Genomic DNA, 21030 nt, shown 5'->3' with positions numbered 1-21030 from the left:
TTATTTCTCCAGGAAGCGAAACATTTCGATGGCTCTCACCCGGGCGATGGCGTGATCCACCATGGGGGCCGGATAATCCTGCCGCCCCTTGAGCCGCAGCCAGTCGTGAGGCTGGTGTAGATAGGCGGCGGGCAGATCGGCCAGTTCAGTGACCCAGGTACGAATGAACTCCCCTTGTGGATCAAATCTTTGTCCCTGGGTGGTGGGGTTGAATACCCGAAAGTATGGGGCCGCATCGGCACCTGTGCCCGCCGCCCACTGCCAGCCGCCGTTGTTGGCCGCCAGATCGCCGTCTATCAGCTTGCTCATGAAGTAGTCCTCCCCGAGCCGCCAGTGGATGTGCAGATCCTTGGTGAGGAAGCTCGCCACTATCATCCGCAGCCGGTTGTGCATCCAGCCGGTGGCATTTAGGCAACGCATGGCCGCATCGACGATGGGGTAGCCGGTGCGTCCCTCGCACCAGGCGGCAAAGGCATCCGGGTCCCAGCTCCACGGCAGAGCCGCCGTCTCCGCCTTGAAGGGGCGATTCATGGAGAGGCTTGGGATCAGCACCAGCAGATGGCGATAGAACTCGCGCCAGATGAGCTCGTTGAGCCAGACAAATCCGGGCTGCGCCTTCGACTGGGGTCGATAGCCGAGCCGCTGTTGCAGTGCTCCTACGCACTGGCGCGGACTGATGATACCGGCCGCCAGATAGGGGGAGAGCACCGAAGTGCCCGCCAGGGCCGGAAAGTCCCGGGTCTCGCCATAGTCGAGCACAGCCTCATCGAGGAAGGTGTCCAGACGGCGCAGAGCCTCGGCCTCCCCCACCGGCCAGCGGGAGTCTGCCGTCAGCTCGCCAAGGGCGGCATCGACAAATTCCCGCTCGGCCAGCGGCTGCCACGGCAGTGATGCACCGCGCGGATCGGGCGTGCGGTGAATGACAAAGCCATCTTCCTCGAGGGCCTTGAGCCAGGCGCGGCTGAAGGGGGTATAGACCTTGAACATCTCCCCCGAGCCGGTCAGCACTCGCCCGGGCGGCAGCACGCAGCAACCGTTGAACCAGTGGCAAGCAATCTCCTGCTCCGCCAGCGCGGTACTGACGGCCCGATCCCGACGCTGCTCGTCGATCTCGATGGCCTGATTGGCGTAGAGCCGGGTCACCCCCAGCTCGCGACTTAAGTCAGCCAACGCCGCCGGCACTTCGGCAAACGTCTCGACTCGCAGCAAATGGAGCGGGATGCCGAGCGCCGCCAGCTCGCGGCCCAGCTCATCAACCTGCGCCAGGATGAAACGCTGGCGAACGGGGGCCAGCTTGTGCTGCCGCCACTGGGTCGGTGAGATGATAAAAAGCGCCGCGACCGGTTCCTCACCGGCACAGGCATGACGCAAGGCAGGGTTGTCGGCAAGGCGCAAGTCGTTGCGAAACCAGACCAGTTTCATGACTTTTGCCTCCCGCGTCCGCTGGTGGTCCCCACGACAGCCTCGTCCGCTATTGCCTCGCCCAGAGTGGCTTTCCAACCGTGAGCGGCCTGCCAGTCGCCGTCATAGAGGCGCCCCAGCTCGCCAAAGAATCGGGTATCCTCTGGCCAACCGACGGTCAGCTCCTGCTTGCCAAGCCCGGCCCCCAGCAGCAGCAGCCAGGGGGGAGTGGATCGCCCCTCAAGCAGAGCGACATGGCGAGGTTCGACCGCCCCCAGCAGTTGCACCTCGTAACCCAGGCCAATCAGCTCATAGGCCGCCCAGACCAGATCGAGGGGCCCGACCTGCCCCCAGCTCGCCAGAGTGACGGGGACGCCCTTCTCCTGTTCGATGAGATGGCGAGCGAAGCGGGTATGCAGCCAGCCCAGCCACACCTGTTGCAGCAGCTCGCCATCGGGCCGCTCGCGCCAAAGGCCAAGCAGCCGCTCCACCAGCGGTTGCAGCACCCGGCTGCGCACCAGCTCGAAGGGATAGCTCGCCAGCAGATCATTGAGCAGCGCCTCCGCCTTGCGCTGGTTGAAGGCGAGCAGTGCCTGACTGAACTGCTCCAGAGTCTGCTGCCAGTGATCGCTCACCGGCTGGGAGTAGGGCTCGCTCAACAGCCCCTTGACCTGCCCTATGCTCACCCCCCGCTCCAGCCAACTCAGGATCTCGCCAATCTGGCGGATATCCTGCTCGCTGTAGAGGCGGTGACCCTTCTCGGTGCGGGCCGGCTGTACCAGACCGTAACGACGCTGCCAGGCACGCAGGGTGACGGCATTGACGCCGGTGAGGCGGGAAACCTCACGGATGGGGTAGATCCCCTCATCAGACAAAGGGGAAGCGGCTTGCGGTAAATCAGACATAACGACGTCCATCAAAGGTAGATATATGAGCCCAGGTGCTTCTTGCACACCGGGGCCATCACAAACTGTTCAAAGCCCGTAGCGCAGTGTCAGTGTGTCCGGTTGTAGGGTTCAGACGTGACAGACATGCCCAGCCGAACGCAGCGACATTCATAGCCCGTAACGCAGCTTGAGCGTATCGGGATGAGGATTGAGGTAAACCTGCTCGGCAAGATACGGATTGGGATACTCACGCAGGTAGTGGCGGATCAGGGTCAGCGGCACCAGCAGCGGAAAAATACCGGTGCGGTACTTGTCGATGGTGTCGCAAAGCTCCTGCTTCTGGGCCGGGGTCAGCACCCGCTTGAAGTAGCCTTGCAGGTGCATCAGCACATTGGTGTGGCTGCGCCGGTTTGCCCGCAAGGTCAGCGCCGCCATCAGCCCCTTGATGTAGCGCTCTGCCACCTCTTCCAGATTGGCCTTGCCCAGATTGCCGAGCAGCTGTCCGAGGGCGCGGTAGTGAGTGGTGGCGTGAGAGAGCACCAGATACTTGTAGCGGGAGTGAAAGCGGATGAGGGCGGCGGCGCTGAGCCCGCGCGCGCAGAGCTGTTGCCAGTCGTGATAGGCAAACACCCGCAGCACGAAGTTCTCCCGCAGGATGGGGTCGCACAACCGGCCATCCTCTTCCACCGGCAGCAATGGGTTGGCCTCCATCAATGCCTTGGCAAACAGGCCTACTCCCTCCTTGGCGCTCCCCTCATTATTGGCGCCATAAATTCTGACCCGTTCCATGCCACAGCTGGGAGATTTGGCACAGAGGATATAACCGGAGATGAAGTCGAGCTGGCGCGCCTTCTGCTCGCTGAAAGCGATTAATTTCTCCGTGACATCGAAGCTGCCGTTGCTCGCCTCGGCGCGTACCTCGCCATGACGCTTGACCAGCCGGATGGCGGCGCGAGGGGCACCCAGGCCGATGGCCATCTCGGGGCAGACGGGGTGATAGTCAAAGTGAGCCCCAAGATCCCGTTCACAGAAACTGGAGCGCTTGTGGCCCCCGTCAAACCGCACCTCCTGTCCCAGCAGGCAGGCACTGATCCCGACTTTAATCTTGTACATGATGACACCCCTTGTATAAGCCTTGATTCAGTTATAGCAGTTATACAAAAAAAAGGAAGTTGTACAACTACTGCAAACCGATACGGCACAGGGACAAGCAAGGAAGCATCATCAGACAAAAAAAAAAAGCCCATGGCCATCGCCATGGGCAAACATCAAAGACACTACGGAGTTCATCGCATCAGAAGCTGTACTTCACACCCAGGCTGGAGATGGAACCTTTTTGCAGATCCCAGTTGCGATAGGTGTAATCGGCAGTCAGGGCCCAGTTCTGGTTGAACTTGTAGGCACCACCCACCTTGAAGTCGTGCATATCATCGGTCATGTTGGCGTAACGATAGGCGGTGGAGAGCTCCACATTGCCGATGTCGTAACGCAGACCCACTTCCCCGTACATACTGCCGCTATCCTTGCGAGCGACCGCATCCCATCCATTGACATCATGGGCCAGCTCTCGCTCCAGGCGGTAGCCGGTCAGACCTGTCTCTCCATAGAGGTTGAGGCCGCTGCTCAAGGGGGTGAACACACCGACACCGACGCTGGAGATGGACATGCTGTCGTTGCCATTGTTGCGGGAGGTAAATTCGGTGCCGGCACGGCCGTAGAAGTTGGAGCCGAAGCTCTTGGAGAGATCCAGGCTCATACCGCCGAAATCACGGGTTCCCTTGCTGTCGTTGCTGGATTTGCCATTGAGATAGTCAGACTTGGTGTGTGCCCAGGTCGCCGACCCTTTGGCGTAGCTGAACGCATCCTGTGCCAGTGCGGAGGTAGAGGCGAAGCCGGCCAGGACCAGAAGAGAGATTGCGGTTTTGTTCATGTGATTGACTCCATGGGTAAGCTCGTCAGAGCTGGTATGGAGTCATTGTGCAAACAGGCGGCGGCAATGCCGAGCGGCAAGCTGTTGCCAAACCATGTCAGATGTAAGCAGATATTGCAGGTGATGACGGCGGCAACATCTGCCCTGACCCGGACCAACTGAGCCGGGTCAGGAGATCAGGGGATCAGCGGAAAACCACCTCGTCGATTTCGATCCGCACCAGGGGTTCTCCCGTCAGCCCGGCCGGACGCGACACCTCGAGACCACGTGCCGGACGTACCTGTCCCTTGCGCAGATAAGTCTCCGGCAGACGGTTCTCGGCGACCCAGAAACGCGCCTCCTGACGCTGCAGCTGTACCCCGTCGGCACTGAACAGCGTCACCCAGCCGCGCACCCCGACCACATTGCGGGTGCCGGTGTTGCTGATCTGAAAGCTCAGCGCCATGGGATCCGTGCCCTCAACCTTGTCCAGCTTGACCATGATGCCATCACGGACCGCCTGGGAGAGCAGCTCGGGATGGGCCTTGGCCTGCTCGGTCAGCACGGGAGCCGCCACCGCCACCACAGCGCCGGATTTCGCGAGCGCCTCGTTCCCCTTGACCGGCTCAGCCTGCTTGACCACCAGATACTCCCAGGTGAAGTCATCATTGAGCTGGACCTGGCGCCCATCGGGCAGGGTCACCTGAGAGAGAGGAGCCGCCTGCGCCAGCACAGGAGTGAGGCACAGGGCAACCAGCAGACGGGACAAAGATTTCATAGGGTCGGGACTCGATATCATTGAAAGGGCGACAGTATAAACACTCCTGTCACGCCTTGCCTATGACGGGGCTCACGTTCTCCGGGCAAGCTGGCGACGCCCTCGCCGGACTAAATCGCCAGCTCGTGGCGTTCGTGAGGCACCATATCCAGAGTGACCAGATCGAACAGGGTTCCCTTGAGGGCCTGCAGAATGTCCGGCTGCATGTCGAATGCCCGGGCCCGCTGATGCTCGGGCAGACGTACCCTGGCCAGGGTTGGCCCACTGTTGCAGGTGAGTTCACGGCCATCGCAGAGGATATGAAAGAAGACCTGGGCCTCGTCGAACCCCATATCGGCCAGTATCTGCTCCGCCTGATCGACCATGCGCAAATGGTGCGGCTGCAACTGGCTGGGGTGGGCAAAACGGTGACTGAGGCAGCCATTGCCTCCCTTGCCCAGATCATCCAGCTGGCGTTTGTTAAAGCCGTAGCGCACGTCTCTTTTGGTAAAACCATGATCGGCCATCAGCCAGATGGTGTCTTCCGGGATGGAGCCGAACATCTCTATGTACCCGGCCCGCTCCTCCGCCGCCCCCGGCAGCAGGAATGGCAGTGTCGCCCACTCTGGATGGGTAGCCCTGTGTTCACAAAGACGGCGAACGGGATCGATGATCTCGTCCAGTTGCGACAACTGATCGCAGAAGATCATCTCATCTGTCTTGACGATCCAGTGGTCTATGCCATAACGCCGGCAATAGCGGATGGCGCGGGATACTTCGCTGCGGCTGCGGGTGGGGGTATCCATGATCATGGCCCGGATCCGGACGCCACTGGCCCGGCACAAATCGATGCAGTAACAGGATTCCAACCGGCCTGAAAAGGAGATAACCAGATCATCATAGGCTGACAACTGATCGATCAACTGCTGTTCCCTGGCCTGAAACGCCTGATCGTATCCTTGATTCAGCACAACAACATTGGCATCCATTAAAACAGCTCCGGATGGTAAAAAGGTGGATTATTGTGCTGACAATTAGCTGAATAGACCCTTAAAGAGTCCGGTTAAATTCAAAATTTTATGACGATCTCCTGCGATTGGAGCACCATATCCTCTCCATGGGTGTCATAAATCCGCAATCTGGCCTGATGTACCTGATGGGCTCGCAAGAAGCCCTCGGCCTGCTCAAGGGAAGTGAAAGTCAGGGAGCCCCCCTCACTGTCGGTCAGGCACTGGCACTCCCCTTCCGCCTCGACGCACAGCTGGTAGCCACTGCCATCCCGACAGGCGATGATCAGCGTCGCCTGCGGGTAGTGACTCAACCAGTTGCGAAACCGGCCATGCTCCATAAGGCTCCCAAAAGGGGGTTACCCCTTGTCTGTTGCGGGCAAATAGCCCTGTTCAACCAGCTGCTGCCGGCAGCGCGCCGTATCGCAAAACACCATGCCCCGGATCCCGAGCGTCTCGGCGGCAGTCACGTTGGCCAGGGTATCGTCGATAAAGAGACAATCGGACGGTGCAAGATCGAACGACACCAGCAGATAGCGGTAGATATCCGGCTCGGGTTTCATCATGCGCACTCGGGCAGAGACCACCTTGCCACTGAAAAAACGCCAGAAATCCTCATGTTGCTCCAGCCAGTCGATACTGGCGTGCCCCATGTTGGAGAGGGCGTAGAGGCTGTGCCCCGCGCCGTGCAGCTCCTCTATAAGGGTTAGCATAGCGGGATCCGGCTTGAGGGAGGACGGTACCGCCTGCAAAATGGCGAGGTTGTCGGCCGCACTCAGGCCGGTGCGCGGCTCGGCCCGACGTGCCATGGTGTGCAATGACAGGGTCCCTCTGTCCACCTCCTGCCAGTCCGGATGTTCAAACAACTGCTGTGCCAGCCGTTCGGCCTCCAAAGGTCCCCGGACCGAACTGACGATGGCAACCGGATCCCAGCTCACCACCACACGCCCCAGATCAAAAATAATGGCCATACCGTATCTCTCCCGCATCGTGCGAAATGGACCAGAGGGAGCCAAACCGCTCTCGGACACGCCCATTCGCGTCACCGGATACCCTGCCCCCTTCCCGTTCCGCGGGCAAGTTTTACTTGCATCAAATCGCCAAATCCCTTAATGGTTAAGGCGTTACAATGAGGATTATGACCATGCAAACCCTATTCTTCTTTGCTTTCTCGTTTATCCGGCCCGTTTGAGGGAAGGCTAATCGTCCTGTAAACAGCTCTCGTGAACAGAAAGCAAAGACGAATCGAGCCTCCCCTGCGGAGGCTTTTTTTTGCATATATATCAAATAATTACTTGGACAGGGAACAATCATGGCAACGCTCGACGAGATCAGACAAGACATTACCCGGTTGGATCAGGAGCTGCTTGCCCTGCTGGCAAAACGCAAGACCCTCAGCATCGAGGTCGCCCGGGCCAAGCAGGCCAACCCGCGCCCTATTCGCGATCCCCAGCGCGAGCAGGATCTGCTGGTCGCCCTGATCCAGCAGGGCCGTCAGCTTGGCCTGGATGCCCAGTACATCACTCGCATCTACCACACCATCATCGAGGATTCCGTGCTCTCCCAGCAGGCCTACCTGCAGAGTCTGATCAACCCGGAGCAGCAGGAGCCCATGACCAGCGTCGCCTATCTGGGACCGCGCGGCTCTTATTCGAGCCTCGCCGCCCGCAAGTACCTGGCCCGCTACAAGGATCAGGTGATCGAGGTGAACTGCCAGAACTTTCGCGAGGTGCTGGATGCGGTGGAATCGGGCCGCGCCGCCTTCGGTGTGCTGCCCATCGAGAACACCAGCTCGGGCTCCATCAACGAAGTCTATGACGTGATGCAGCACACCAGCCTCTCCATCGTCGGCGAGCTCACCTACCCCATCGAGCACTGCATCCTCACCGCCGTGCCGACCGAGATCGAACGCATCAAGACCTTCTATGCCCACCCGCAGGTGTTCCAGCAGTGCTCCCACTACCTCAGCAAGCTGGAAGGAGCGCGCCACGAGATCTGCGACTCCTCCTCCAGCGCCATGATGAAGGTGAAGGAGCTGGCAAGCCCCGAGGCCGCGGCCATCGGCAGCGCCGCCGGCGGTGAGCTCTATGGCCTCGACGTGCTGGCCGAGCAGCTGGCCAACCAGAAGGAGAACTACAGCCGCTTCATCGTGGTGGCGCGCAAGCCCATCGACGTGGCGCCCCAGATCCCGGCCAAGACCACTCTCATCATGTCCACTTCCCAGAAACCGGGCTCCCTGGTGGAGGCGCTGCTGGTGCTGCGCAGCCACGAGATCAACATGACCAAGCTGGAGTCCCGTCCGGTGCAGGGCAACCCGTGGGAAGAGATGTTCTACCTGGATGTCTCCGCCAACCTGCAAACCCCGGCCATGCAGGCCGCCCTGGTGGAGCTGACCAAGATCACCCGCTATATCAAGGTACTGGGCTGCTACCCGAGCGAAGACGTGAAACCGACCACGGTGCCGCCGGTGCTGCTGGGCAGCTGATTGAACTGACAGACCAGTAAAGCAACAAAAAGGCGAACATCATGTTCGCCTTTTGTTTTGCCACTTCAACCTATGTCTGCCCAAAGAGGAGTCAGAACTGGCCCGCCATCAGCTGGTTGATGTTGTAGAGGGCGCGGGTATCAAGTTCCATCTCGGTGGCATAGGTGTTGCCACGCGGATAGGTAGCCACCACCCGGGCACCGCGCACCATACCGGCCACCGACACATCCAGTGCGTTGGAGGTCTGGGTCAAGTCCTTGTAGCTGCTGTGGGCCCGTACCTGCTGACCGTTGAGCTGTTCGGCCAGCTCGCGGTAGGCATCCATCTTGGAGGCACGGATGGCCTGCAACATCTTCTCGGACTGGGAAGGGCCGGGCTGGATATCGATCACCGCATAACCGACCGCCTTGAGCACCGGAAAATCATCGGGCTTGCCGCCCTGGGTGTAATCCACCACCCGATTGCCACTGCAACCGGCCAGCATCAGGGCCAGCAGGCAACCAAACAGGATCTTCATGACTCGCTCCTTACGGGGTCAGGTTGACCAGATGCCCACTGGGGCCGACCTGGCTGCCCCGCATCAGATAACCGCGGTTGATGGAGGCCCGACCAAACGAGTTGTTGGCACCGACCAGGTATTGTTGCGGCACCAGGCTCTGGGCCGTGGTTTCCACCATCTTGGTGCGCATGTCGATGATGCGGGCGTTGACCAGGATCCCCTGCTTGTTGCGGCTGAAGGTGCCGACCAAGATGCGGGAGATGGGCAGACGGGAAGAGAGCTCTTTGTAGTTGCGGCTCAGCACGAAATCCCCCTGGGGGGTCACCTTGATGCTGCCGGTCAACTTGAAGTCCACCACCACTTCCCCACGACGGTTGAGCTCGTAGATAAAGCTCTCCTCGATCTGCTGGCCCATCCAGTTGGTGTCCTGCAGGGTATCGAGATCGACAAAGGAAGCCACCGCGATGGGCTCGGTCAGGGTGGTAAGAGACTTGCGCTCCATCAGCTGATCGGTCATGCGGGCCACCAGCCAGTTGAGTTCCATCCCCTTTGCCGCCTGCCGGGGATCACCCAGATCCCGATTGATGGGGTCGGAGCCGCACCCGGTCAATGCCAGGGCGAGCGCCAACGCCGTGATGAGTTTGTTCATGGATACCTGTTCCTGTATCTGCACCTGACTTGTTATCGGACAACCGGCGCAAAGCTTGAGCCGGGAATGAGGCATGGATCTTGCTTTTTAATTATCGTCCCTGCACCGCGCAGAGGGCGAACCCGTGTTGTGAATTATGTCGGCCAGTGACGCCATTGCATCAAACAATGCCCTCTGCCCGCCTCTTCAAGGTATCTGTTATGAAATTACCGCTGCTGTTGACCCTGCTGCTGGCCAGCCTGAGCGCCCATGCCGAGCTTATTGAAGCCCAGGGCAGCGCCGCCATTCTGGGGGATGAAGCCTATGCCCGCGAGCAGGCGACCCGCGATGCCCTGCGTCAGGCGCTGCTGGCGAGTGGCGCCGCCGTCTCCAGCATCCAGCGCCTGGAAAATGGCAGCCTGCGATCCGAGCAGATCCAGATCCGCTCCGGCGGCGACATCCGTCAATACCGGCTCAAGCGGGAAGAGGTGCGCAACGGCCGCATGTACATCACCCTGGTGGCCGACATTCAGGCGGAACGCCAAATCTGCCAGACCCAGCATTATGCCAAGGATTTGACGCTGGTCAGGCTGCGCATGCGCAATCCGGACCAGGCGAGCTATGGCGCCCTCGACGACATGCCCGCCAATCTGTCGCGGCGCATGTTCGAGAACCTGGCGAACGCCCCGCAAGGGGTGGCCGTGCGCCAGTGGCTGGACGAAAACCTGCGCATCGATCCGCTTCATCTGCAACAGGGGGATCGCAGCGCCCTTGAGGAGATCAAGGCGCTGAGCCTGCGCACCGACAGCCAGTATCTGGTGCTCGGCAGCATCGACGACCTCTCCATCGAACCCCAGGGCAACCAGCTGACCAGCTGGTTTGAAGATCCGGTGCGCAATTTTCGCATGCAGCTCTATCTGTTCGACGGTATCAACGGCTCCCTGCTCAGCCGCAAGGAGTATCAGGGCCGCGCCACCTGGACCTTTGACAAGCGGGCACAGGTGGGCAGCAGCGGTGGCCAGTTCTGGCAATCGAGCTACGGCCAGGAGGTCAATTACCAGCTTCAGCAGGCGGCGCAGGATCTGGTCAGCCAGCTCAGCTGCGCCCCCGTCACCGCCCGGATCGTCGGCCAGAATGAACGGGGCCCCTACATCAATCTGGGCAGGCGCAACGGGGTCAAGCTGGGGGATCAGTTCCGCGTCCAGCACAACGCCGACTTCATCGACCCTTACGGCAAGTCGCGCATGATGCGCAACCCGGCCGCAGGATTGTTCGAAGTGGTGCAGGTGTTCGACGATGGCGCCATCATCAGCAGCCAGAACAAATATTCGCCATTCAACATCCAGAACGGGGACTTGGCAGTATTGGAATAAGAATCAAGGGTTTAAAAGGGAGCGGCTTCTTGTATAATGCCCGCCACAAGGCTCCCGTAGCTCAGTAGGATAGAGCGGTCCCCTCCTAAGGGACAGGCCACTGGTTCGACTCCAGTCGGGAGCGCCATACAAAACAAGGGGTTAGCGTCGTCATGGTGCTAACCCCTTGGTCATTTTTGGCCTGGGGTACCACACGGGGTACCACAGCGCGCATTCCATAGCTAGAAACTAGAGAGGCAAATAAGTCTCATTTCAATTGATTTCAGATATATATTATCTCCATGAACCTACCCAAGGGACTGCTCTGTGCAGTCCCTTTTTCATTGGAGATTTCTCATGGCTCACCTGATCGACACCATGGCCTACACCGGTCAAACCCCTTGGCATGGCCTTGGCAATGTTTTGCCCCCGCAACAATCGCTCGATATCTGGCTACAGGCAGCCGGGATGGATTGGACCATCGAGCAGAGCGACGTGATGTTTAACGTCGCCTCCGATGCGCTGCATATTCGCCCCTACAGCGACAGCAAGGTACTTTACCGCTCCGATACCCTCGCCCCCCTGTCGGTGGTCTCAAGCCGCTACAACGTGGTACAGCCTCACGAGGTACTGCACTTCTATCAAGACCTAGTGGAGGCCGGTGGCTTTGAGCTGGAGACCGCAGGCTCGCTCAAAGGCGGCCGCAAGCTGTGGGCTCTGGCCAAAACAGGCCAGGATCTAAAACTCAAAGGCAATGACTTGGTAAAGTCCTATTTGCTGCTGGCGACCAGCTGCGACGGCACGCTCTGCACCACGGCGCAGTTCACCTCGCTGCGGGTAGTCTGCAACAACACCCTACAGATGGCACTGCGCGGTGCTACCGGTGCCATCAAGGTGCCCCACTCTACTCAGTTCGATGCAGCTGCCGTCAAAGAGTCGCTCGGGCTGGGGCTCTCTCATTGGGATGAATTTAAGGCGCAGGCCAAGGCGCTGGCACAGCGGCCCGTGGCCCCTGAAGAGGCACTGCGCTTTTTCAGCGACCTGTTGGCGCAACCGCTGGATGAGGAGAACATCATCCTCACCAAGCCGGTACAACGGCTGCATGAGCTCTATCAGGGCGCAGGCATGGGCTCAGAACTTGTCAGCTCCCGCAATACCGCCTGGGGGCTGGTTAATGCTGTCACGGAATATGTCGATCACCACCGCCGTGCTCGCAGTCAGGACCATCGGCTCGATTCCGCCTGGTTCGGTCAGGGAGCCCAACTCAAATCCCAAGCCCTGAACCAAGCCCTTACCCTGCTGCAGTAATTCCTCTTCCCTATTCAAACCGCATAACGACCTCATCCGGACTGGCGCAAGCCAATCCGGGCGTAGTCATTTATGCCGTCAACAAGGAGACGTCATGAAAGCAAAAGCCAAATATGGCCAAGCCCTACGGCTGGCCTCCACGACTCAATTAACCCGCGAGCAGTGGCTCGCTATCCGTAAACTCGGCATTGGTTCCTCCGATGCCGCCGTTGCAGTGGGGCTCTCCCCCTACAAATGCCCGCTCAGCCTCTGGCTGGAGAAGACCGGTCGCAAGGAGCCGGAGGATATCTCACACAAGGAAGCCGTGCTGTGGGGCATTGAGCTGGAACCGGTGCTGGCGCAGGTCTACGCCAAACGCACCGGCTATAAGGTGCGCCGGGTCAATGCGGTACTGCAACACCCCGAGCAACCCTTCATGCTCGCCAACCTCGACCGAGAGGTGGTCGGCCATCCCAATGGGCCGGGCATTCTGGAGATCAAGACCGCCAGCTATCACAGCGCCCCCCAGTGGGAGGAAGGTGTGCCGGTGGCTTATCAGTGTCAGGTACTGCATCAATTGGCGGTTACCGGCCATGCCTGGGCTGAGGTGGCAGTGCTGATCGGCGGCCAGGATTTTCGGATTTACCGCATCGAGCGCGATGAGGAGAAGATCCAGGATCTCATCGAGCGGGAAGCGCAGTTCTGGCAGATGGTGCAACAAGACCAGCAGCCCGAGCCTGACGGCTCCAATGATGCCGCCAATGCCCTGAGCTGGCTGTTTCCGCGTGACGATGGCCAGACGGTAGATCTCTCCGATTCTCCCGAGTTCAACCAGCTGTTTGGGGAGCTGCTGCGCTTGCGTCAGCAGAAGGAAGCTGTCGAGCTACAGGAGTCACAACTCAAGCAGCGGCTGCAAGCCACTTTGGGTGACGCGACAGCCGGGCTGTTTGCCGACGGCAAGATCACCTGGAAGCGCAGTAAAGACCGGCTGGCACCGGATCTGGATAAGCTCGGTCAGGATCATCCCGACCTGCTCACCCGTTACGTCAAACCGGTGCCCGGCGTGCGCCGTTTCACCATTCAACCCTTGAGGCAAACACCATGATCAAAGGACTGGCGATTACCCCGCCCGTGATTGGGCGGATCTGCATCGGCAAGCTGGTGCAAAAACAGGATAAGTGGGTACCGGAGAAGGACGACAGCTTCACCCTCACCACCCAGGTACAACAAAAGGGGGGATGGTTACTCCATCCCCTGCATCAACACTACTCATCACAAAAGAGTGGTCAAGGGCAGGAGCAAACCAAGATCCGCGCCATTCCGGTACGGGTGCTGTTCAACGATAGCGACTTGAATCTGCGGGCGGAATACAGCGCCTTTGACCGTCAAACCGGCAGGCCGCTCTGTGTCGGGAATGGGGAGGTGGCAAGACGCGTGGGGACACAAGGCATGGAGGAGGTCAGCTGCCCTGGACCCGAGCGCTGCGCCTTTGCCGGGCAACAGGGCTGCAAGCTTTACGGGCGACTGAACCTGTTTGTGGAGGGGCAAGGGGATGAGCTGGGCAGTTTTATCTTCCGCACCACCGGCTACAACTCGGTACGCACCCTGGCGGCGCGACTGAAGTACCTGGAGGCAGTGAGCGGGGGCCATACCCGCTATCTGCCGCTCACCCTGCGGTTGCGAGCCAAGAGCACCACCCAGTCCTACCGCACACCGGTCTACTACGTGGATTTAACCTTGCGGGAAGAAACCAACCTGACCGAGGCAGTCAGGCTGGCACAAGAGGCCGCCCAGCGTGACCAAGAAGCAGGCTTGGCCATCGAGCAGATGGAGCAGGCTGCTCGCGAGTTGCTGCGTAACGGCCAGTTTGAGGATATCGATGAAGAGGTGCCGATGCTGTTGGAAGAGTTCTATCCCGAAACCAATAGCGACGAGGCGGCGAATGGTAACGCAGGTGCAGTGGCGACTACCTCACTTAACGCCCCACAAGCCCAAACAACCAGAATACCGCCGAAGCCACAACCCAGAAGGAGTCCACTCACCAACAAATTGGGGAAAGGGAACTCATCCCCTCCCCAGTGAATGGCGGTTGATCAGCGGGGACGCGCCAACCGCTCCACCAACCGTTCTACCGTTTCCAGCAGCAGGGTTCGGTCAGCATCATCGAGCCGGGCCAGTTGCTGGCTCAGCACAATGCCCTGCTCGGTCGGGCGGTTACTGGTCTCGCGCAGGAAATCCGCCAGCTCACAGCCGAAAAGTTGAGCGAGCTCCGCCAGCCGCACCACGGTCGGCACCACAATCCCCCGCTCCATCCGGGAGACGGCCTCCATCCCGATATTGAGGTGTTCAGCCACCTGCTCCTGGGTAAACCCGGCCTGGTTACGCTGACGCCCAATCGCCTTGCCCACGTTCTTGGCTAACTGCTCAAAGTTGATATCTGTCATAAGTCCTCCAACCAACTCGTATGGTTGGATATAGACCTGTTGACATGAAGAACTCTGAGAGGCGAGGATCAACCAAATAGGTTGGCATTGGTACTTTAGCGTGGGATTTCAGAACGAAAGTAAATCCATCAACCAATACTCCACAACCCTCATTTCCCGCTGATTAACCACCGCATGGCCACGGGAAATGAAAAGTCATTTTTTATCCATAAGGAGACATCATGAAACGTTACTTTGTTATCGCGGGCCTGCTTTTTCTGGCCCTGACCATCAACATTGCCTGGACCGGCAAAGCTCCTTGGCTTGGATTCTGGGGGCTGACCGCCACCTTCGTGTTCGGCACGCTTTTTACCGGTGTTGGCATGTGTATCGGGGAGTGGTTTCGCCGCTTTACCCACCCGGACTGGATCTCGACCAGCGGCGCAGTCGAGACCTTCAAGGCCAAAGTGTTTTGGCTTATGGGGCCGCAGGCCATCGGGGCACTGATTGGCTTTTTCGCCTTTCAGGGCTTTATGAACAATATCCTCGGCTATGCCGTGTAAGGAGTGTGGGATGCATCAATGGATAATAGCTCTACTGGGCTTGCTGCTAACGCCCGCCGTGCTGGCGTTTGGAGACCATGGCCGCTGGAACGATGGCTGGGGTCAGGGGGTAACGGAGTACTCAGCAACGGTCGATGACGCGACCTATCTCTATCTATCGTGCCGGATGGGCCAGCTTAGCCGCATCGAACTCAACCAAGCAGGCCAAGCACCGACTGAAACCGTTTGGCTACGCATCGATGGCCATACCTATCCCCCGCTATCCGGCATGGTGGCAGGGAATGACAGTAAGGCGTTCTATGACATGTGGGCCGCGCTGCGCTCAGCCAAGTCGCTGCAAGCCATCACCCAGGATGGCCGCACCGTTGAGCTGCCGGTCGCGGGTGTACAAGAGACGCTAACTGCCGCTACGGACGCGGCCTTTGGTTGTGCCTTTCCGGCTCCAGAGCCTGAGCCAGCCGCCGCCCCCTTGAACTTTGAACTGCGCGCACAACAGGGCGTACTGCAGGTCGTGTCTCGTAATGACCCTGTCACGATTAATGACATCACCATCAACCGTGGCCAGTGTCAGTTGGTTCGGGAAGTGCCGAGCAATGATTGTATCAGCGGTCGCGTGAAATGGAGCACCTGTCTCGCCAGTAAAGACAGGCTGAAGCCAGAGTACATCAAGCAGGTGTTCCCTGTTGCCATGAACTTTGGACAGCAAGCCCGGTTCACCCTCAAGTCAACACCGCTGTGCCGAGTACTGGAGGTGGTTATTCATACCGACCGGGGGGATGCCGGTTACACCTTCGAGTGAGCCCACTCCACTTCGCTATGCCCGGTCTCGTACCGGGCTTTTTGTTTTCTAAAAGGAGCAGATATGCAACCTGGTGACCATCTGGTCGTACGCCGATGGGGCTACGACCATCACGGCGTCTACGCGGGCAATAACCAAGTCATTCACTATGCTGGGCCTTTCTCGAGTGAAGGCCCGGTGACTGGGCGGATTATTGTCTCATCGTTGGAGATATTTGCAGGCAATGGCGACTGTTACCTGCGTGAGTACAGCCACCGTTACTACAGCCCCAGCGAAAGCCTGGCACGAGCACATCAACGGCTGGGAGAGCGGGCTTACAACCTGCAGTTCAACAACTGCGAACACTTCGTGACGTGGTGTATCCAGGGCGTGCACCACAGTGAGCAGGTAGACCAGGCATGGAGTACCGTCTTGCTAGCCATCACGCTCGCACAAACGCCACCGCTGCCAATTCGCACCACCGTGCCTACGTTCACCGCACGGCTCACACCGCTGACGAACAAGCTACCAACCTGGCTTCTGCCCTGGCGACTGCGCTAGTCCCAACCCTTTATTCGGAGTACACCATGACCATTCCCTTTTTCCGGGACGGCTTTACCCTGCCCGTAGCACCAGCCCTGTTGGCTCTGCTTGAGCAGGAGGTCACCCGCACCGCGCTCGACCTTGCGCGTCAGACTCAGCTCACCTTCAACTTTCGCAATCCCGGCTACACACCCGAACAAGGGGGTGTCCATCCGGTCGAGCTCCGCCTGATACGCGGTCTTGATGGCTGGCTGTTCGATTACGTCACTGACTTCTGCTACCAGGGACTGGGGCAGGATGCCGAGCTCTGCAAGGAGCTCGATTTCAACTTCCTCGATGGTGAGCACTATCTGCAGGGATGGGGGCCACTGCCCCCAACAGAAGCCCATGAACTCTTTCACATGTGGCAAGGCGCTTTCCTCGTCTACGCCCAGCTGGGCTTTTTTACCGTCACCGTCACTGGTGACTGAGGAGGACAGATTCCCAAACAACCGATAGCCGTTGAGCTGGAAGCCATCAATCGTGATAGCGAGACGCAGGTGGTACCTGACCGTGCAGGGCTACAGCGTCTATCTGCGGGCGATGGGAGCAAGCGAGCTGGCCCTAGCTACCTGGATAGCTGACTACGACACCATTGGTCCCGCCTATGAACTGGCGGAACGGCTGAGCTTGGCTCTTGCTATCCCACTCACCGTGCAGGTCCCCGAACCACTAATGCCGGTGAAGCAGGAACCCACCGCCAGGGAAGGCGTCACCACCACGGCCAACTGCCCCCCCTCACAGTGAACCAACAACCTCTTTGCCTTTAACCCCGACATGCTTCCTGCGTGCCGGGGTTTTGTTTATTTGGAGAACCCCACATGCGTTACCACAAACTCAAAGCCGGGGAATGCCCCGGTACCTATCTCGTCACCGAACCGGTGACCGAGCAAGACCTGCTGCGTATCGCCAATCAGATTGCTCGCAAGCGTCTTGCCAAAGGCTCCGCCATCACCAGTACCACAGAGGCCGCTGAGCGGCTGCAAACCCTGCTGCAGGACCGGGAACACGAGGTGTTTGCTGCACTGTTTCTTGACTCCCAGCATCGTGTATTGGCTTTTGAGGAGCTGTTTCGTGGCACTCTCGACTGCGCCAGTATCTACCCACGGGAAGTGGTCAAACGGGCCTTGCTACTCAACTGCGGGGCCATCATCGCGGTGCACAATCACCCCAGTGGTGACCCGGAACCCAGCCACTCCGACCGCGTCTTCACTCAGGCCCTCAAAGAGGCCTTGGCGCTGGTCGATGTGCGATTACTTGACCATCTGGTGGTCGGTGCTGAGGGCGTAGTCTCGATGGCCGAAAGAGGTCAGCTATGAGCCTTCCTCCAGACAAAACCCACCTCACCGCCCTCGATATCCTCATCGAGTTGCGTTGCTGGCTTGCTGACAACGTCGAGATGCAGGCAGAGCCCGCCATCGTTACCCACCTGCCGAGCGGCTACCTGCTCACCCAGAGCGATTGTGTCGATGCCATTGATGCGCTGCTGCATCAGCTGCGCCATTAGCCGCGCCAAGAAGGGACAAACACCATGCGATTACCCAATCCCTATTCCCTTGAGGAAACGCTCGAGAGGCTGCGCCATGGCCTGGCAGCCGCTTGCAACGAAGATGCGCTGACATTGCTGGAAAAGTCCGTCGCCAAGGCCCGTGATGACGAGGTTTATGCCTGGCAGCTTAAAGAGACCTTGCTGCAAGGATCCACCATCGAGATCCGTGAATGCCTCAGCTGCTTTGGCGACTACTTCGAGCGCTCCCGAGACGCACCGCCCTATTACCCGTACCACGATGCCGTCAACGGCATTGATTGTGCGCTCTACGCCATCCTGTTCGATGCGGCTCACCCAGACGCAGAGCAAGCGCACGAATAACGGCAGCATCCCAAACCCGGATCATCTGGTCCAACACCATGATCTGGATATCCCGACACAACCCACAGGGCCACCTCACTGCAGGTGGCCTTTTTCATTTCAAGGAGTCATCCCCATGTCTGCCTTCATGATCGATCGCAAGGACTACCTTGCTTTTGCCGTGCAGTTGCACCGCTTTTGCAATGCCCCGGTGCCACCGCACTACACCCTCGAGTTGCTGCGCACCCTCTGGTGGAACTCGCCAATGGATGTCACCAGTACCTGGACGTGGCGGGTTGACCGGCTGGTTAGGCTGATGATGCTCGCCAATCGGCGGGCGGTCTGGCATCGCTATCAGCTGGGGCGTCAGCAGGAGCGTAAGGAACCACGTCAACACCGCTCGAACAAGCTGAATCCGCTTAAACCTGCACACCGTTACCACCAGGCACCACTCACCGATGCCGAACTGGTTGCCCTCTACAAATTCACCTGCTGCGCTCTGTACCAATCGAGCGAATGGACCGGGAGCCCTGAGCAGGCACCTCGGCTGGTGAAGGTGATACAGCAGTTGCAGCAAGCGCTGGCGCAAGACGTGCTGACCCGGTTGTCACTGTGGGAGCAAGCACCTTGGGGAGAGATGTGATGGATCTCTCCATCCCCCTGACAGTGACAAGCTCACCACCGAGCTCAACAGCCCACCTGGCTCAACGCATCGCCGATGACATGGCACACCTGCATCACCGCCTGGGGGATGGGGTCAGTGATGAGCTGGGCATCAGTTATCTGGTCGAACAATTTGCGCTGCTGGCAGCGGCTTACCATGCACCTGCAGAAAAGGAGAAACACCCATGATTGAATTTACCGACAGCTTTAGCCAGGCCGCCGTGGCGGAGGCCATGTGTGCCCATCCAGCACTCGCCAAGCTCATCAGCCAGCAGTTGATGTTGCCGGGCTTTGCCTATGCCCACGATGTGGAGGGACGGCGTATCGGTGGTCCCTTGGCCGCCCCCAACCCGGTGCTGCACAAGACCACGCTCTTTGTCAGCCCACGGGATATGCGTGAACACCTGCCGCGTGAGATTAACTTCGCCCGCTTTCGCTGTGCTTGTAATACCGCAGGCCAACCGGTCGGTGAGTGGCAACGGGTAATTGTCGGGGCCTACGTCAACCACGGTAGTAATGACAAGCCGGATTGGAGTAGTCACACCTGAGCCACGGCCACCAGCACAAACAAGACCTCTAACCGCCCCTCACACCGAGGGGCCGTTTGCATTTGAAGGACGCCCAACCATGCATGACTTGCGTGATTACAACACCCTGACCGCTCAGCAGCTCACCGTTGCTATCGGCCAACTCCACCACAATACTGCGCCGAAGATAATGACCCACCTGGCATTACGGGCCAGACAGCCGCAACCGCTCGGTAATGGCCGTAGTAGAGCCAAAGCCCTCAAGCTGCTGCGCAGAGTCAAGAAGGCCCACAAGGCGGGGCGTATCCCGTTTGAACTTACAGTGACCGGCTGCCGCATCGACCGAGGGAGCCATCAGGCAGACCGTTACTACTACGACCGGACGCTGCTGGCCCAGGGCTGGCAGCAGTACGACACCGAGGAGGACGCCTGGTATTTCGGTATCTGGATTAACACCGAGAAGCTGGAGACCTTTACCTACGCCGAGGGGGATACCAGTCATGTGATTGCACCAAACGTCGAGGCGTTTCGTGCTGAACTGGCGCGGCTCTACCAGTACCACCCGCAAGCCCCGGCGTTTATCAGTATCGACCCGGAAGCGGGCGTTGTGACCCACCACTTTGAAGCCAAGCCGGAGGTGTGAGATGGCGAAGAACATCACCATCAAGGTGCCGGGCAAGCATCCACAGACCGGCGAGCTCACCACCTTCGAGCTCAAGGGTCAGCGCATCGATATCGGCATCGGCGGACAGGCAGTGCCCTTCCTCATTCACGGGAGGGGAATAGGAACGTCCCTCACCCACATCCCAAGCGGCTACCGCATCGCATTGCTCGGCGGCTGGCTCACTGCGCGTTACGCAATCCCTGAGAATAAGCCCAGCAGAGCGACCTGCGCTCAAATGGCCATCGCCCGGCTGGTGGCTCAATACGGCTCGCGGCACCTGCTGGACCGACTCAACTGCAAGCCGATTATCAATCAGATGTAACAACGCACAGCTCAAGTGCTCACGCTCATCAATGCTCAGAGGGAGCGACAGCCCAGACAACAAGGAACGATGCAATGACCAACACCCTACCTACAACACCTAATCCACTGGCAAGCCATTCGGTGATGCAGATGCTGGATGTCGCCATGAGTTCCATCATCGGCGACTACGATGACGCAGACCTGGTACCAGAATGGCAATGGGTCAAGCAAATGGCCTCCCATGAACATGTCGGCGTGAAGGATGACTCCGCCTACGAGTACACCCTGAACCTTGCCATGGATCTCGATACGATCCCGCCAGCGCTGCAACCCTTGCTTACTGCAGCCCAGCAGGCAGGAGTGAACTACATCCTGTTTTACAACGGCTAACCACCGCGACCATCTCATCGCTCATCCACAAACAGCATAAAGGGCCAGCCCTCACAGGCTAGCCCTTTGCATCACT

At 59.2% G+C, this 21030-nt stretch carries 30 protein-coding genes, 1 tRNA gene and 1 other annotated feature; of the genes, 20 read left to right on the top strand and 11 right to left on the bottom strand.

Going from position 1 to position 21030, the window contains the following annotated elements:
* The 8 genes from phrB to I6L37_RS09480 all read right to left on the bottom strand — a co-directional run bounded on the left by phrB (nucleotide 1) and on the right by I6L37_RS09480 (nucleotide 6932).
* Nucleotides 1–1422 carry a deoxyribodipyrimidine photo-lyase gene (gene phrB / locus I6L37_RS09515; protein WP_216993879.1) on the bottom strand — a complete coding sequence of 474 codons (1422 nt, stop codon included), beginning with the start codon at nucleotides 1420–1422 and terminating at the stop codon, nucleotides 1–3.
* The gene (locus tag I6L37_RS09510) at nucleotides 1419–2306 is read right to left on the bottom strand and encodes a MerR family transcriptional regulator (RefSeq protein WP_216993878.1); all 888 of its coding nucleotides are present in this window, start codon (nucleotides 2304–2306) and stop codon (nucleotides 1419–1421) included. The genes phrB and I6L37_RS09510 overlap by 4 nt, the downstream gene beginning before the upstream one ends.
* A 150-nt stretch (nucleotides 2307–2456) precedes the next feature.
* On the bottom strand, nucleotides 2457–3401 hold the full coding sequence (locus tag I6L37_RS09505; protein ID WP_216993877.1) for a DUF523 and DUF1722 domain-containing protein: 945 nt from the start codon (nucleotides 3399–3401) through the stop codon (nucleotides 2457–2459).
* A 181-nt stretch (nucleotides 3402–3582) separates the two neighbouring features.
* Complete coding sequence (locus tag I6L37_RS09500) at nucleotides 3583–4218, bottom strand: outer membrane beta-barrel protein (protein WP_026457154.1); 636 nt, start codon at nucleotides 4216–4218, stop codon at nucleotides 3583–3585.
* 184 nt (nucleotides 4219–4402) lie between these two features.
* A complete protein-coding gene (locus I6L37_RS09495; protein WP_042028045.1) occupies nucleotides 4403–4975 on the bottom strand; it encodes a DUF3157 family protein in 573 nt (190 codons plus the stop codon).
* A 110-nt stretch (nucleotides 4976–5085) separates the two neighbouring features.
* Nucleotides 5086–5943: a hypothetical protein gene (locus tag I6L37_RS09490; RefSeq protein WP_216993876.1), complete on the bottom strand. Its 858-nt coding sequence runs from the start codon at nucleotides 5941–5943 to the stop codon at nucleotides 5086–5088.
* An 80-nt stretch (nucleotides 5944–6023) separates the two neighbouring features.
* Nucleotides 6024–6302 carry a DUF6482 family protein gene (locus tag I6L37_RS09485; RefSeq protein WP_026457152.1) on the bottom strand — a complete coding sequence of 93 codons (279 nt, stop codon included), beginning with the start codon at nucleotides 6300–6302 and terminating at the stop codon, nucleotides 6024–6026.
* 18 nt (nucleotides 6303–6320) lie between these two features.
* The gene (locus I6L37_RS09480) at nucleotides 6321–6932 is read right to left on the bottom strand and encodes an HAD family phosphatase (protein ID WP_216993875.1); all 612 of its coding nucleotides are present in this window, start codon (nucleotides 6930–6932) and stop codon (nucleotides 6321–6323) included.
* Between the two features lie 169 nt (nucleotides 6933–7101).
* Nucleotides 7102–7235, top strand: a sequence feature (Phe leader region).
* A 38-nt stretch (nucleotides 7236–7273) separates the two neighbouring features.
* On the opposite strand from I6L37_RS09480, the gene pheA reads away from it, so the two are divergent.
* Nucleotides 7274–8446 carry a prephenate dehydratase gene (pheA, locus tag I6L37_RS09475; protein ID WP_216993874.1) on the top strand — a complete coding sequence of 391 codons (1173 nt, stop codon included), beginning with the start codon at nucleotides 7274–7276 and terminating at the stop codon, nucleotides 8444–8446.
* 91 nt (nucleotides 8447–8537) lie between these two features.
* On the opposite strand, the gene I6L37_RS09470 is transcribed toward pheA, so the two are convergent.
* Nucleotides 8538–8963, bottom strand: coding sequence for an LPP20 family lipoprotein (locus I6L37_RS09470; RefSeq protein WP_042028052.1), 426 nt, complete (start codon nucleotides 8961–8963; stop codon nucleotides 8538–8540).
* A 10-nt stretch (nucleotides 8964–8973) separates the two neighbouring features.
* Nucleotides 8974–9594, bottom strand: coding sequence for a FlgO family outer membrane protein (locus I6L37_RS09465; RefSeq protein ID WP_042028055.1), 621 nt, complete (start codon nucleotides 9592–9594; stop codon nucleotides 8974–8976).
* A gap of 200 nt (nucleotides 9595–9794) precedes the next feature.
* Between I6L37_RS09465 and I6L37_RS09460 the strand changes: the two genes are divergently transcribed.
* The 5 genes from I6L37_RS09460 to I6L37_RS09440 all read left to right on the top strand — a co-directional run bounded on the left by I6L37_RS09460 (nucleotide 9795) and on the right by I6L37_RS09440 (nucleotide 14294).
* Entirely contained in the window at nucleotides 9795–10946 is a 1152-nt protein-coding gene (locus I6L37_RS09460; protein WP_026456676.1) for a flagellar assembly protein FlgT, read from the top strand.
* A gap of 50 nt (nucleotides 10947–10996) precedes the next feature.
* Nucleotides 10997–11073 (top strand) — tRNA-Arg (locus I6L37_RS09455).
* A 209-nt stretch (nucleotides 11074–11282) separates the two neighbouring features.
* Nucleotides 11283–12233, top strand: coding sequence for a DUF932 domain-containing protein (locus I6L37_RS09450; protein WP_216993873.1), 951 nt, complete (start codon nucleotides 11283–11285; stop codon nucleotides 12231–12233).
* Nucleotides 12234–12327: 94 nt separating this feature from the next.
* Nucleotides 12328–13317 carry a YqaJ viral recombinase family protein gene (locus tag I6L37_RS09445; protein ID WP_216993872.1) on the top strand — a complete coding sequence of 330 codons (990 nt, stop codon included), beginning with the start codon at nucleotides 12328–12330 and terminating at the stop codon, nucleotides 13315–13317.
* Nucleotides 13314–14294: a hypothetical protein gene (locus I6L37_RS09440; protein WP_216993871.1), complete on the top strand. Its 981-nt coding sequence runs from the start codon at nucleotides 13314–13316 to the stop codon at nucleotides 14292–14294. The genes I6L37_RS09445 and I6L37_RS09440 overlap by 4 nt, the downstream gene beginning before the upstream one ends.
* 11 nt (nucleotides 14295–14305) lie before the next feature.
* Here the strand turns inward: I6L37_RS09440 and I6L37_RS09435 are convergent, their stop codons facing one another.
* The gene (locus I6L37_RS09435; protein ID WP_016349802.1) at nucleotides 14306–14656 is read right to left on the bottom strand and encodes a helix-turn-helix domain-containing protein; all 351 of its coding nucleotides are present in this window, start codon (nucleotides 14654–14656) and stop codon (nucleotides 14306–14308) included.
* A gap of 221 nt (nucleotides 14657–14877) precedes the next feature.
* Between I6L37_RS09435 and I6L37_RS09430 the strand changes: the two genes are divergently transcribed.
* From I6L37_RS09430 to I6L37_RS09365, 14 genes are all read left to right on the top strand, one after another.
* Nucleotides 14878–15198 (top strand): hypothetical protein, encoded by a 321-nt coding sequence (locus I6L37_RS09430; RefSeq protein WP_128297177.1) that lies wholly within the window; start codon nucleotides 14878–14880, stop codon nucleotides 15196–15198.
* A gap of 10 nt (nucleotides 15199–15208) precedes the next feature.
* Nucleotides 15209–15997: a hypothetical protein gene (locus I6L37_RS09425; RefSeq protein WP_216993870.1), complete on the top strand. Its 789-nt coding sequence runs from the start codon at nucleotides 15209–15211 to the stop codon at nucleotides 15995–15997.
* A 63-nt stretch (nucleotides 15998–16060) separates the two neighbouring features.
* Complete coding sequence (locus I6L37_RS09420; RefSeq protein ID WP_216993869.1) at nucleotides 16061–16537, top strand: lecithin retinol acyltransferase family protein; 477 nt, start codon at nucleotides 16061–16063, stop codon at nucleotides 16535–16537.
* 26 nt (nucleotides 16538–16563) lie between these two features.
* A complete protein-coding gene (locus tag I6L37_RS09415; protein ID WP_216993868.1) occupies nucleotides 16564–16989 on the top strand; it encodes a DUF2787 family protein in 426 nt (141 codons plus the stop codon).
* Nucleotides 16990–17041: 52 nt separating this feature from the next.
* Nucleotides 17042–17305 (top strand): hypothetical protein, encoded by a 264-nt coding sequence (locus tag I6L37_RS09410; RefSeq protein WP_223954057.1) that lies wholly within the window; start codon nucleotides 17042–17044, stop codon nucleotides 17303–17305.
* Nucleotides 17306–17379: 74 nt separating this feature from the next.
* Nucleotides 17380–17877 (top strand): DNA repair protein RadC, encoded by a 498-nt coding sequence (radC, locus tag I6L37_RS09405; protein ID WP_216993867.1) that lies wholly within the window; start codon nucleotides 17380–17382, stop codon nucleotides 17875–17877.
* Nucleotides 17874–18065: a hypothetical protein gene (locus tag I6L37_RS09400; RefSeq protein ID WP_216993866.1), complete on the top strand. Its 192-nt coding sequence runs from the start codon at nucleotides 17874–17876 to the stop codon at nucleotides 18063–18065. Before radC ends, I6L37_RS09400 begins: the two co-directional genes overlap by 4 nt.
* A gap of 24 nt (nucleotides 18066–18089) precedes the next feature.
* On the top strand, nucleotides 18090–18428 hold the full coding sequence (locus tag I6L37_RS09395; RefSeq protein WP_216993865.1) for a hypothetical protein: 339 nt from the start codon (nucleotides 18090–18092) through the stop codon (nucleotides 18426–18428).
* Nucleotides 18429–18543: 115 nt separating this feature from the next.
* Entirely contained in the window at nucleotides 18544–19050 is a 507-nt protein-coding gene (locus I6L37_RS09390) for a hypothetical protein (protein WP_216993864.1), read from the top strand.
* On the top strand, nucleotides 19050–19259 hold the full coding sequence (locus tag I6L37_RS09385; protein ID WP_216993863.1) for a hypothetical protein: 210 nt from the start codon (nucleotides 19050–19052) through the stop codon (nucleotides 19257–19259). The genes I6L37_RS09390 and I6L37_RS09385 overlap by 1 nt, the downstream gene beginning before the upstream one ends.
* Entirely contained in the window at nucleotides 19256–19618 is a 363-nt protein-coding gene (locus I6L37_RS09380) for a hypothetical protein (protein WP_216993862.1), read from the top strand. Before I6L37_RS09385 ends, I6L37_RS09380 begins: the two co-directional genes overlap by 4 nt.
* A gap of 79 nt (nucleotides 19619–19697) precedes the next feature.
* A complete protein-coding gene (locus tag I6L37_RS09375) occupies nucleotides 19698–20240 on the top strand; it encodes a hypothetical protein (protein WP_216993861.1) in 543 nt (180 codons plus the stop codon).
* A gap of 1 nt (nucleotide 20241) precedes the next feature.
* Nucleotides 20242–20583: a hypothetical protein gene (locus tag I6L37_RS09370; RefSeq protein WP_043852084.1), complete on the top strand. Its 342-nt coding sequence runs from the start codon at nucleotides 20242–20244 to the stop codon at nucleotides 20581–20583.
* Nucleotides 20584–20657: 74 nt separating this feature from the next.
* Nucleotides 20658–20954 carry a hypothetical protein gene (locus tag I6L37_RS09365; RefSeq protein ID WP_043852083.1) on the top strand — a complete coding sequence of 99 codons (297 nt, stop codon included), beginning with the start codon at nucleotides 20658–20660 and terminating at the stop codon, nucleotides 20952–20954.
* Nucleotides 20955–21030 lie beyond the last annotated feature (76 nt).

The organism is Aeromonas sp. FDAARGOS 1407 (assembly GCF_019048725.1).
GTDB classification, from domain to species: Bacteria; Pseudomonadota; Gammaproteobacteria; order Enterobacterales; family Aeromonadaceae; genus Aeromonas; species Aeromonas enteropelogenes.
Note: the sequence above shows the minus strand (reverse complement) of the source record. Positions and strands in the feature narration are given on the sequence as shown.